We start from the raw sequence: 13,123 nt of genomic DNA, 5'->3' as shown, positions 1-13,123 counted from the left end.
AAACTATTTACAGCGAGTACGCTACATTAAACTACAATAATCGGTGTTCAAATGATACAAATAAAAAATTTAAAAAAGAAATTGTCTGATTTTACATTAACAGTTGATAATTTGGAAATTGAGGACCACGATTATTGCGTATTCGTTGGATTGAGTGGTAGTGGTAAAACAACTCTTTTAGAATTACTTGCAGGATTTAGACAACCTGATGAAGGTATTATTTTATTAGATGGGGAAGATATTACTAAAAAGGAAATAAATAAGCGTAAAATATTGCTTTGCAATGGGAATTACTTGTTTCCGCATCTTACAATACGTGAAAATATAGGTTTTGGTTATAAACACACTGTTAAAGCCCTATTTGATGAAAATTGTTGTTGTAAATGTGCAGAAGAATACGGCAATAGTCTTGGATTAATTCAAAAGGGGAATGAATCGGAAGAATTGACTGAAAAAGTAAATGAAAAAGTAAATGAACTCAAAAAGTCTAATTCTTTATTTAATCGAATGAAAGATAAATTAATGAATAAAAAACTTTTAAAATCTAAAACTGATGAAAAAGTAAATGAACTTGCAAAACTATTGAAAATAGAGCATACATTAGATAGAAAACCAGCTAATTTAAGCTCTGGGGAAAAGCAAAGGGTAGCTCTTGCAATGACACTATCTATGAATCCTAAAGTAGTTTTATTAGATGAACCTTTAAGTTCAATTGATAAACTAACTTATGAAAAGTTATTGTATGATTTAAAAGATATACACGAAAAGCTCGATACGTGCTTTATACACGTTACTCACGATTTCAATGAAGCAATAGTCCTCTCAAAACACTTAGGTGTTATTAAACAGGGGCGAATTGAACAGTTTGGTACTTTAGAGGATATTTTAGAGCAACCTAAAAATACCTATGTAGCAAAATTTATGGGCTTTAAAAATATATATAATGGCGAATATTTCTTAAAAAATGACGAGATAATTTTTAAAAGTAAATCATTATGTATTAAAATTTCGAGCCAAAAATTATTGGATAGTTTAAAATTTTCAGGGATTATAATCAACGGTAAAAATCTTGTAAACGAACGATTTGAAACAATTATTAAGCAGTTAAATGAAAATTACAATAGTTATTTAACCATTAGACCTGAAAATGTATGTTTGGAGGCACAAGGAAGAACATTAAACTGTACAAAGTGCTCAAAATGTAAAGCTCAGGTTTTAAATGCAAGAATAACAAGTATTAATAATTCAGGATTAAATTCTAAAAGAATAATTTTAGATATCGGTACTTGCAAAGGCGATACTCAAGATTTGATTATCGAAACTGCTAAAAAAGGATTCCATTTAAAAGATTTGTCTGAACAGGGTAATGTTGATTTACACATATGTAATTATGCGTTAGTTTTTGAAAAAAAGCATAATTAATTATTTTATTATTTTTATAATTTTTTATTATTCTTTATTTTATTATTTTTTTATATTTTTATTTTATAATTTTTTATAATTTTTTATTGTTTTTAGATTCATATCCTATAAATTAATATATAAATTGGAAATATAAGATAGATATAGGAAATTAAAAGGTTAAATTATGGATGATAAATTAATATATTTAATAATTCCTGCGTATAATGAAGAAAAAATGATTAAAAAGGTTGTAAAAAATTTACAAGATTATAAGTATAAAAATATAATAATTGTAGATGATGGCAGTAGGGATAAAACCTACGAATGTATGCAGGAATTGGAAAAAGAAAGTAATATAAACGATAATAAAAATAATAATGGTAATTTCAATGTAATAGCTCTAAAACACGATAAAAATAAAGGTGTCGGCGGTGCTACAATTACCGGCTTAAAAAAAGCTTACGAGTTAGGTGCAGATGTGGCAATTACATTTGATGCAGATGGTCAGCACGCACCTGAAGACATTGAAAAGGTAATAATCCCTATAATAAATGGTTCAAAAGATTACGTCGTAGGTAGCAGAATAAAAGACCCTAAAGAATTTAAAAATATGCCTTTCACAAAAAAAGTTGGTAATTTAGGTCTTAGTTTTATCACTTTTTTACTTGGCGGATATTTCATAACAGACAGCCAGAGCGGACTCCGTGCGTTTTCAAACAATGCGTTAAAAGTACTTTCAGAACAACTTAAGGCAAACCGATATGAAACGTGTTCGGAAGCCCTTATTATCGCTAAGAAGAATAAACTTAATATCGGAGAGGTGCCAATACAAACGATTTACACCGAATATTCTATGGCACGAGGCACTAACGTAATGGTGGGCTTTAAAATTTTTTACAGACTATTGATGTTAAAATTTGGCAAGGTTTTGGATTAAAATTGCAAAAATAAAAAGGTAGTACTATGAATATGGATTTAACTAAAATAGATTTTAATAATAATTTTATTTCGATAATAATTCCCACATTCAACGAAGAGAAATATATTACAAAATGTCTTGAAAGCTGGTTTAATCAAGATTACCCTCAAGAAAATTACGAAATATTAATTTTTGATGGAAAAAGTACTGATAAAACAATCGATGTAATTAAAGAATTACAAAAAAAGCATAAATTCCCAAATTTAAAGATATTTACAAATGAAAAACGTAAGCAGGTTTATGCGTTTAATGAGGGGATTAAACAGGCAAATGGGGACTTTTTCATAATTTTTGGGGCACACGCTTACCCAGAATATGACTTTTTAAAAAATAGTGTGGAAACGTATGACAAAATAAAAAAGGAAGAGCCTAAACTCATTGGCGTTGGGGGTATTCACCATAGCATATGTGAAAATAACGCCGCTGAAATCTCAAAATTGGTTTACAACACACCACTCTCCGGTAGTAGTCCCTACCGATATTTAATGATGGAAAGATTTTCAAATACGGTTGTTTATGGGATGTATGACACAAAAATGATAAAGGAAAATAATATTTTGTTTGATACGGACTTTATAACAGGTCAGGACTTTGAATTTAACCTTCACTTAATAAAAGAAGGCTTTAAATTATATACAAATCCTAATATTGTTAGTTCCTACTATACACGTTCGAGTGTAAAAAAATTTATAAAACAGACTATAAATTACGGAGCTGCAAAAGGTTTAATGATTAGAAAAGGATATTTTAATATTTTATGGCTTTTTCCGTTTGGATTCTTGTTTATGTTGTTATCTATAATTATAACGGGCGTATTGGTGTTTATTTATTTTATAATTGTAATGCTCGATACAATTCGATTAATAGTTAAAACTCAAGAGCCATCATATATTACTTTACCAGTGTTATTGTTCGTATTTCATTGTTTAATATCATATGGTTTCTTTAAGGGATTAATAAAAGGAAATTCTACGTTTAAATAATAATAAAAATAATAATAATAAACTAATAATAATAATAATAATAATAATAATAAAATAAACTTAATGTAATAAAAATAATATGCTTTTTTATACTTTTTTTAAAATGATTTAATAATCTAAAAAAATAAAATAAAATAAAAAATAATTGATAATATATTTTTTTATCAATTATTGATTTATTGATTTGGTTGCCCTTCTTTAAGCTCTTTTACCTTAGCAAACAATTGTTTCATTGTATCTTCGTTGCTTTTGGTGAATGGGAATGGAGATTCAGCAAATGGTTTGTAGTGCATTGGGATTTCATCGAATCTATAGAATGTACCATTACATTCAATTGCATCAATTACACCCGGCAATACAACGTTTGCTGTTGAAGTAGTTGGACAAGGAGCGATGTCTAAACATACAACTGGTATTTGGTTTAACCATCTTGATGAGTCCTGTGGTAAGTGCGCACCTAAGTCGGCACACATTACAAGCACAGCGTCAACTTCCTTCTCTCTCAATAAGTCGTTTGTTGTAAATTCCCCAGGGTTATATCTTGGGTATCCTCTTGAGAAGTCAATACCGAATGGGAAACCGTATAAATATGACGCAAGAACGTTAAATCCTGCAACATTACAGTGTCCTCTGATTAAACCGATGGTAAATTTAGTGTATCTTTGTAATTCATATACTAATTTCATAACACATTCAATATTTCTGTGTTTACCGTATGATGAAGCTAACCCTAAACCGCCGTAGATGGAGCCGAATTTAGCATTTTTCATCATATCTGCCATTTCCATGATTGTGTCAACTGGTACGCCAGTTATTTGTTCAATACTTGGGTGTGGTCTTTTTCCTCTAACTGCCACAATTAAAGCTGAAAACAATTCGTAATCGGAATTAGGTTTCAACTGAACGTGTAAGTCAGATGCTTGTGCGGTAGGTGACCTTCTTGGGTCTACAGTGATAACTTTTCTGTCGTTCCTACCTTTTTCTGTGAAGTATCCTCTTGGGAATACTGCATACCTTGATAAATGTCTTGGCATTGAGTCCATAGGATTGGTTCCCCAATATATTATCAAGTCGGATCTGTTTTTGGTTTCCCCTGCTGTTGCACCAGGTTTACCAGCTTCTTGAACTCCCATTAAGGAAGGTCCGTGTCATATAGTGGAGTTGGAGTCTACAATACCGCCAAGGTACTCCCCCATATGTAATCCTACAGTCATTGCTTCACAGGATGTTTCTGCACCCATGAATAATAAAGGTCTTTTAGCGTTTGCTAATATTTCCGCAGCTTTGGTCAATGCTTCGTCCCATTCTGCTTCTCTTTTCTCTGCTTTTTCATTGTCTGCGATTAAAGGAGTCATAATCCTGTGGTGGCTAACTATCTCGTTAAATTTAGCTGCACCCATCTTACAAGCATTCCTTACTTCGATTTTTCTATTTTCTTCATCCCAGACGATTTCAATGTCATCACAAGTACCGCCACATACGGGGCACATGATGTCCTTAAAAATCTTTTCAGCCATTATTTCACCTAAGATTTAGCATATATTTATTTATATTATTTATATTGTTGTTCAATGATGTATGGTGCTTCTAAAATTTCATCATCTGTAGGTTGTACGTAAGCTTCGCCACCTTTGTAGATTGGAGCTCCTGAGTTAACAGATTGAGCATCAACGATAACGTTCGCCCAAACACTTCTTGGTATGAAGATATTTCTTCTTTGAACGTTATCTTTCATTTCTGCTCTTACTACAACGCTTCTATTTCCATCAGGGCTTGAAACTTTAACTTTTTCTGGTTTGCCCAACAATTGGTAATCATCTGGGTGAATATGGCATACAGCACATACATCTTTATATTCTGGGCTGTATTTGTCCCCACCTTTAATAATTCTACCTTGTTCAATTGTACTTCCTGTGTTCAAGATAACTTTTAAAGCTTCACCTTTAAACTCGATAGGTCTGTCGGTTGAACCTTCACAGCTTAATAAGTACTCGTTGTTATTTGCAGAAACATACATTTTTCCTTTAGGTTTATTAAAGAATGCGTGGTCTCCTTTGTATTCTATGTAGCTTTTTGAGTATAAATTAGCTCCATAAGGCAAGATTTCATCGTATAATTCACTTGGAACTTCGTTGCTTTTTAATAAAGTTTGTTCGAAGAATCCTGGTGAGAAGTTTTTAATATTACCTTCTACAATGATGGTACCTTTTTTCATTTCTACACCGATAGTTCTTAAAACATCTCCACCGACGTATATTAAACCACCGCTTTGTCTAATACCACAGAAAGCTTCAACATTTCCTTTTACAATGATGGTACCTTTAACTAAACCATCACCGACACTGCTACCTGCATTACCGTCGATAACGATTCTACCGCCAAGCATACCTTCCCATTTACCCCTGTAGCTACCGCCGATGTGGTCGCCAGCATTACCGTGGATTATAATGGTTCCGCCTTCCATTTCTCTACCAGCCCATGAGCCAGCATTACCGTTTACTTCAATTTCTCCACCCTTCATTTCACAGCCAACGTGGTAGTTCACATCTCCATTAACTGTAATTTTACCGGTGGTCATTGAATAACCGATTAATTTCATTTTTGGTACTGTTCCATCAATTATGATGTGAATGTCTGCTGCTGATTCTGTTCCTTGACCATCGCCCTTTACATCGAAGAATTCTGACAATGGGTATTGTACAGAACTCTTCCAGAGTTTTACAGCTTGGATTTCTTCATTTGATTTTCCAAAGAAGTTATCAGGGGTAATCATATCACATTCAACAGGAAATCTATCATCATATTTTGGAGTTAATATAATTTCTCCCATTGTTTCACCGTACTTGCAATTACCATGCAATAAATGCAAATTAAGTAATTTATTTATTATTTTATAATTTATTGAATTTTATTAAATCATACTCGTATTTGACAATATAATCATAATATTTTTAAATATAATATCATAATTTTTAATATACGAATAAGTAATTAAATTAATTTATTTTAAATCGATATCCATAGGCGTAGGTCTTGTTAAATACTCTTCAGGAGTTGAATAGTTGTTAAATCCAACAGTATAGTATTTAAAGAAGTCCTTAACGTCGTCCATAACTGGTTTTTGGATTTCGTCTTTCATTGCTACGTTAGCGAAGAATGACCTACCGCTTGGTGTTTCAACAATTTCGTTTCCTTTTGAAACAATTTGACCATCTTTAATGGTGTATGCGGTTGTTGTAAATACTCTTTCGAGCATTTCATAGTCGTTAGAGTTGTAATCTGGTGTAATATCGTAGATTGTAACATCTGCGTCAGCACCTGCTCCTAAATGACCTTTTCTGTATCCCATACCAATAGCGATTGCAGGGGTTGACCTTGTAATCTGTGCTAATTCGTAGAGGTTTAACTCTTTATCGATGCTTTCAAGAGTACTTCTTTCAGCTGCCCATTTGTGGCATTCTTTCATAGTATCTTGTCTTGCTTTGTTAGAGAGCAACCATCTCATGATTTTTGGGTATTTTGTGAATGGTCCTGCGTTAGGGTTGTCGGTTGTTAAAATTGCTTTAGCTGGGTCAACTAATAACAACAATTCAAGACCTATTGCCCACTGGACACTGTGTACTTTGTTTTTAATACTGTAGTTGAAAGGAACAATACCTGAACCACATTCTAACTCAACATCACAGTTTGTCCATTTTTGACCGTTCATTGTAGCGATATCGTATAAACCTGGACCGTCTCCAGTCATACAAATAGCTTTACCGAATGGAACACAACCACTATCAATTACAACGTGGTCTGATTTGTTAACGTGTTTTGAAACGTCGTCTGCTTTTGATTCAAAGTCTTTCCAGCTTGTACCACCGAATGAGTGGAACTGAACGTGAGTCATATAAACAGATTGTTTTCTTCTACTGTCGAATTTTGTTTTAACTTCGTTGTAGATGTTGTCTTTTACGTTAACTTTAATGTTTTTAGTTACATCCATTGTATCCTTAGTAATTTCCCAGTTTCCAGGGTGTCCAAGGTTGTTAGCGTGCAAGTGAATTGACATTGGAAGACCTAACATTTCGTTAATTTGAGCCAATCCGTCAACAATTTGTCTTGCTGAAACGTCAAAGTGGATGTTTTTCTCATCTAAAGAGTTTACGTTTTTACCCCAAGCCCAGTTTTCAACACCAGCTGGGTTAACACACTTAATACCGTAGGTTTTTGTAGCATCTAAAGCCCAAGCAACATATGCCGCAGCTTTTTCGATGTCTCCTTCTCTCAAGTATTTCATAACAAACCAGTTATTACCTAAAAGTAAGTATCCGGCTTTATCGAGAATAGGGAGTGCTTTTAACTCTTCGTGTGTGTGTCTTGCAATCATAGGAGGAACAGCTGCCTCAAAGGTAGTTGTATAACCCATTGTTGCGTATTTATAACCTTGCATGTATGTAGAAGGTACTATTTCACCAGTTCCACAGTGTGTGTTGTATGTTTTTTCCCTTACACACTTGTAGTGGTCTTCTGGGAACATTACTCTACCGATGGTTACTTTAGGTCCTGCAATGTGCGTGTGTGCATCAACACCACCGGCCATTACAACTTTATTTTTTGCGTCTAATATTTTTGCTTCCTTTATTTCGTCACTCGAAAGGCTTTCGACAATCTTGCCATCTTTGATGTAGATGTCCATTACCTCTCCGTCCACACCATTAAGTGGGTCGTAAACATGACCTCCTTTAATAATCATTTTGGTCATTATACCACCATCTAAATTGAATTTTAGATATCATTGAATTATTAGGGTTATAAATTTATTCCGTATTTATTCCGTATTTATTATGTATATATTATCAATTTATATCAATATATTAGAATTTTATTAGAATTTTATTAAATTAATATTCTTATTTTTTGTTTTTAGCACACGTTTCGCAGATTGGACTCCCATCTTTACTAATAAACGATTCATTACATATTTCGCAGAGTTTTACATCTTTTTTATTTTTTGGAGGTACTTCAACGTCTACATACTCCCAAGAATAAACAGAATCTCCCGCTTTAATTAAATCGAAAATAGCTTCAGTATGAGGAACTTTTTCAATGTTCATATACCAATTGTATATTTTAGGGTAATCTTGCATTTTGTTAGCGTCTAATATTATTCTTAAACCTTTAATATTGTCGCCAACTACCCCAAATCTGTTAAATGTGGCAGCCATTTTGCCGATATCATTTATTTTTAGCTTGTTATTACCTATGGTAGAACCGCCTAAAATTTGGAATGGGTCAGGCATACAGTTTTTACACTCACACGTTATGTATATTGCTTCTCCATCTTCAATGTTCAATTCTCTTTTAGCGATTCTGTACATTTGAAGACCGATAAATGCACCAGTTGATATATGTCCGTGAAAATCGAATACTTTTCTTATCTGGTCAATATACTCATCGTCGTCGATATTTTCTAAAACGATTTTCATCTCGTCCAAATCTTCAATTTTTACTGCTTTTGCATTTTTGCTCATAGAAACACCATAGTTCATTAAGTACAATTTTTAGTAATTTGTATAATTCATATAATTCATATACTTCCGAACAATTCGGTATAAATTCAGCATAAAACCATAATATTTATGCTCATTATATTGATATTATTCGATATAACCTAACATATATCATTCATAAATTTAAAATCCTTAATAAAATTATTTACTTAATTATTTAGCCCTGTAGTAATTAATTTTAGTTTAAAGTATTTTTTAAAGTTATTATGATATAAAACGGTTTATTTGGTAGTTCCATTACGTTTAACGGATATTTATGTTAACTAATACTACTTAATATGTTGACATTATATAATGTATGTAAATTAATATGATTACCATATCTCTTTTTAATAATGATAATCCTTTGCATTTAAACTAAGAAGAAAATTATATATATTAGAATTGAAAATCTAAATACTTTAATATTTATAAAATACAGGATAATAATGTATTTTGAGTTATATTTTAAAATATATTTTATTCAGAATACCTATGCAATATCTACAATAATTATAATTTTTTACAATAAAATAGTTTAAAAGTCAATTATTAATTAAATAATATAATGGTCTTATTATATATTTTAATTAAATGAGGGGGTTTTAATTTTAAAATAATCCATTTTTATAGTTTTTTACAAAATAATATATAGTCTATAGTATCATATTATAAATTGAAGAGGTGTGAAGGGGGAAATTGCACGTTGAATATATTAATTGGTACAATATCGATTGAGTACTAAAATAACACCATATACATAGAAACACGTTAAATAATACTGGAATATTAGGGGCCAATATCATACTATTAAAAAATTATTAAAATTAAATACACATAAAAATATTCATAAAATTACATACCTATATTAAATATTTTCATTTTTCATTTTTTAAATTGATTAATTATTAATTATTAATTAGTACGTATTAAATATTATTTAATTAAATAACTAGGTATATAGTAGATTTATTTGTAAAAACTCATTAAATTACTGAGGGTTTTTATGACACCTGAATATTTACTGTTTCAATACTTCACATTTCCGGTTTTATTGCTTATCGGGACATTATCGGGGTATCTATTCGATGATATTTTTAAATATGTGGTAGATATTTCCATTGTTATTATATTATTACAAGTTTCAATACAGTCTATAGATATATTAAGTGCTTTATCAAGTTTTAATATATTATTGGCGTTGAATTTATGCCACGATTTTATAATTTATGGGGCAATGTTCTCAATAGCAGGGGTCGGTCTTTTTACATTGGGTTTATTTTTTGGAAGACTTTTGAGAATAAAATTGAGCTATAATTATAAAATGCAATGATAAATTACGGTATTTTAGGATAAATTATGGTATTTTATTATTGTTATTTATCATAATATTCTCTTTATTCTTTTTTATTTTTTTAAGTTTAAGTTTTATTTTAAGTTTAAGTTTTATTTTTTTAATATATTCCTAATTATCATGATTAATAATTATTTATAATGATTAATAATGATAAATTACCACAATATTTATATATTATGACGTATTTTATTATACTGTTTTAGTGTCAAAATATGTTAAAAAATAGTTTTTTAAAAAAAATAAATCGTAAAAAACTTAAAAAGACACAATAGTACTATAAAAGAGGCGCAAATATGCAAAAATTGAAGGCTGAAGAGAAAATAGTTACAAAATCTATTTTAAAATCTACTTTTGAAATGTGGATGGATATAGTAGATGTCGATGTTGTGATTGTAGGGGCAGGACCAAGTGGTTTAACCGCCGGTAAATACTTAGCAAAAGCTGGTTTAAAAGTTGTAATTTTAGAAAGACACTTATCGTTTGGTGGCGGAACTTGGGGTGGCGGAATGGGCTTCCCTAACATCGTAGTTGAAAAACCAGCCGACGAAATCCTAAAAGAAGCAGGAATTAACTTAAAGCCTGTAAATATTGGAGATAATCCCGAAATTGAAGCAGAATTATTCACGGCTGATTCTGTAGAAGTCCCTGCAAAATTGGGCGTAGCAGCTATTGACGCAGGAGCTAAAATATTAACTGGTATTGTAGTAGAAGACCTTATTTTAAAAGAAAATAAGGTTTCTGGGGTTGTTATACAGTCATATTCAATTGAAAAAGCAGGTTTGCATGTTGACCCTATTACAATAAGTGCAAAATGTGTAATCGATGCAACAGGACACGACGCTTCAGTTGTACATACACTTGCGAGAAAAAATAAGGACTTAAACATCGTAGTACCTGGTGAAAAATCCATGTGGGCAGATGTTGGTGAAAATACACTCGTAGAAAATACTAAAGAAATATTCCCTAATTTTTACACTTGTGGAATGGCTTCAAACGCATATAACGCAGGTTATAGAATGGGTGCAATCTTTGGTGGCATGTACCTTTCAGGAAAAAAAGTTGCTGAATTAATCATTGATAAATTAAGAGAATAATTTAAAACTGAATTTTATTTTATTTTTTTTATATTATATCTTATATTTTTATTTTATTTTATTTTATTTTTATTTAATTATTTTATTGTCCATTAATATCGATAAATATTATATATGTACATATATGAATATATATTTTAAAATTCAAAGTATAATATGTACCATATAATAAAATTTGGGGGTGTTTTATGGCACAAAATGACAACTATATATACAGCACTGAGGTAGGTGGCGTAGGCGGAACTCCATTCACATTTATGCAAGAATCGGGAACCATTACCTCTATTAAATTTAACTGGTCGGACCAATACAAATTATTACACCATATTGAAGTTAAATTCATAAATAACGCAAATATATATGCTACTGGGGACCCAAAGGGAAATCACGAAGTAATATTGGAAATAGATGACGATGAGACGATTATTGGTAGTGTAATAGGTTATAAAAAAGGCAATGATGGCAGATGTACTGGTGTAAAACTTACTACCTCAAAAGGTAAATCAATTATGGCAGGTTATTTCGAAGAAAGTCTAATAACCACGTATACGGGTAAATTAGCAGGTATTAAAGGCGGAGCGGGGTCTGATATTGATAGATTAGGTTTAATATTCCTAAAAAAATAATATATTTAAAAATAATAATTACATATTTTTTTATTTTAATCTATAATGGTCTTATTTCTATTTTTTCTAAACTATTGAAAGTAACTTTCAAATCTATAATAGTCTTATTTTGAATACTTATTTACCATAACTGATATATAGAACTAATAACAAATAATATTTGTTCAAGAATAATAATGTACATTAGTTATATAATATAATATGGTTTAGACCATACCTAATATTTTAACATAATATACTATTCTAAAAATTTCGGTAATTATTCTAATTATATTTATAATATCAGTATATTTTGAGGAAGTCACGTTCTTCATATTTATCACTTTTTTGTTTTTTAATTAATATATGTTTAGCATATTGGTAGTTTCTAAATAAGTTAAGTTATTTTAAACTATTGAGAGTAATGGACTAATAGTTTAAAAAATTAATATAATAATTAATTACAGGTAATATCTATCTTTACTATAGTATATATAACTTTCTATTGGGACTAATATCTATAATTTGGATTAAAATTATAATTCGAGTGCATTTTTTATACAATATTTTATTATTTTATACGGATACGAAATACGTATTTAAAATCCGAAAAACCTTTAAAATTTTAAATTAACGCCATAAATTCGTATATATCTAATTTTACGACTTAAATTAATCCAAATAGTATATATAGTTTGAAATTAATAGGTATACTAAAAATAAGATGGTGATTTCATGGAATTAGTGAATGAACACAAAATTGGGGTTTCAAAAAACACCCCTATGGAAAAAGAAGTAATGGCTAATTTTAAAGGAGAATGTGCAGAAGTTGGTATGTATTTAGCTATGGCAAGACAGGCTCAAAGAGAAGGTTATCCAGAAATCGCAGAAGTTTTAAAAACAATGGCTTGGGAAGAAGCTGAACACGCTTCCAAATTTGCTGAAATGAACGAAGTAATTAAGCCTACTTTAAAAGAAAACATTGAAATGATGTTAAAAGGCGAAATTATGGCAAATAAAGAAAAAAAAGCTGCAGCTGATATGGCAGAAAGCCATAATTTAGAGCACGTGCACGATTTCTTTGAAGAAAGTTCAAGAGACGAAGCAAGACACGCTAAAATGTTAAAAGGAATACTTGAAAGATATTTAAGTGAATAAAATTAAAAA

General features: G+C 30.5%; 11 protein-coding genes. 7 read left to right on the top strand and 4 right to left on the bottom strand.

What is annotated here, in order from left to right; translation table 11 throughout:
• The first annotated feature begins 51 nt into the window (after positions 1-51).
• The 3 genes from J3E06_RS04710 (at position 52) to J3E06_RS04700 (ending at position 3,366) form a co-directional block, all read left to right on the top strand.
• Complete coding sequence (locus J3E06_RS04710; protein ID WP_013180133.1) at positions 52-1,422, top strand: ATP-binding cassette domain-containing protein; 1,371 nt, start codon at positions 52-54, stop codon at positions 1,420-1,422.
• Between the two features lie 166 nt (positions 1,423-1,588).
• Entirely contained in the window at positions 1,589-2,341 is a 753-nt protein-coding gene (locus J3E06_RS04705; RefSeq protein ID WP_013180132.1) for a glycosyltransferase family 2 protein, read from the top strand.
• 26 nt (positions 2,342-2,367) lie between these two features.
• Positions 2,368-3,366 carry a glycosyltransferase gene (locus tag J3E06_RS04700; protein ID WP_259164387.1) on the top strand — a complete coding sequence of 333 codons (999 nt, stop codon included), beginning with the start codon at positions 2,368-2,370 and terminating at the stop codon, positions 3,364-3,366.
• A 176-nt stretch (positions 3,367-3,542) separates the two neighbouring features.
• On the opposite strand, the gene J3E06_RS04695 is transcribed toward J3E06_RS04700, so the two are convergent.
• From J3E06_RS04695 to J3E06_RS04680, 4 genes are all read right to left on the bottom strand, one after another.
• The gene (locus J3E06_RS04695) at positions 3,543-4,883 is read right to left on the bottom strand and encodes a formylmethanofuran dehydrogenase subunit B (protein WP_259164386.1); all 1,341 of its coding nucleotides are present in this window, start codon (positions 4,881-4,883) and stop codon (positions 3,543-3,545) included.
• A 35-nt stretch (positions 4,884-4,918) separates the two neighbouring features.
• Complete coding sequence (locus J3E06_RS04690) at positions 4,919-6,196, bottom strand: formylmethanofuran dehydrogenase subunit C (RefSeq protein ID WP_013180129.1); 1,278 nt, start codon at positions 6,194-6,196, stop codon at positions 4,919-4,921.
• Between the two features lie 171 nt (positions 6,197-6,367).
• The gene (locus tag J3E06_RS04685) at positions 6,368-8,113 is read right to left on the bottom strand and encodes a formylmethanofuran dehydrogenase subunit A (protein ID WP_013180128.1); all 1,746 of its coding nucleotides are present in this window, start codon (positions 8,111-8,113) and stop codon (positions 6,368-6,370) included.
• A 148-nt stretch (positions 8,114-8,261) separates the two neighbouring features.
• On the bottom strand, positions 8,262-8,882 hold the full coding sequence (locus J3E06_RS04680; protein ID WP_048187122.1) for an FmdE family protein: 621 nt from the start codon (positions 8,880-8,882) through the stop codon (positions 8,262-8,264).
• 1,024 nt (positions 8,883-9,906) lie between these two features.
• Between J3E06_RS04680 and J3E06_RS04675 the strand changes: the two genes are divergently transcribed.
• From J3E06_RS04675 to J3E06_RS04660, 4 genes are all read left to right on the top strand, one after another.
• Positions 9,907-10,233, top strand: a complete 327-nt coding sequence (locus J3E06_RS04675; protein WP_013180126.1) for a hypothetical protein — start codon at positions 9,907-9,909, stop codon at positions 10,231-10,233.
• Between the two features lie 317 nt (positions 10,234-10,550).
• Positions 10,551-11,351 carry a sulfide-dependent adenosine diphosphate thiazole synthase gene (locus tag J3E06_RS04670; RefSeq protein WP_013180125.1) on the top strand — a complete coding sequence of 267 codons (801 nt, stop codon included), beginning with the start codon at positions 10,551-10,553 and terminating at the stop codon, positions 11,349-11,351.
• A 188-nt stretch (positions 11,352-11,539) separates the two neighbouring features.
• Positions 11,540-11,977 (top strand): jacalin-like lectin, encoded by a 438-nt coding sequence (locus J3E06_RS04665; protein ID WP_013180124.1) that lies wholly within the window; start codon positions 11,540-11,542, stop codon positions 11,975-11,977.
• A 714-nt stretch (positions 11,978-12,691) separates the two neighbouring features.
• The gene (locus J3E06_RS04660; RefSeq protein ID WP_013180123.1) at positions 12,692-13,114 is read left to right on the top strand and encodes a ferritin-like domain-containing protein; all 423 of its coding nucleotides are present in this window, start codon (positions 12,692-12,694) and stop codon (positions 13,112-13,114) included.
• Positions 13,115-13,123 lie beyond the last annotated feature (9 nt).

Origin of the sequence: Methanococcus voltae (genome assembly GCF_024807655.1) — an archaeon.
GTDB lineage: Archaea > AGJL01 > Methanococci > Methanococcales > Methanococcaceae > Methanococcus > Methanococcus voltae_D.
Note: the sequence above shows the minus strand (reverse complement) of the source record. Positions and strands in the feature narration are given on the sequence as shown.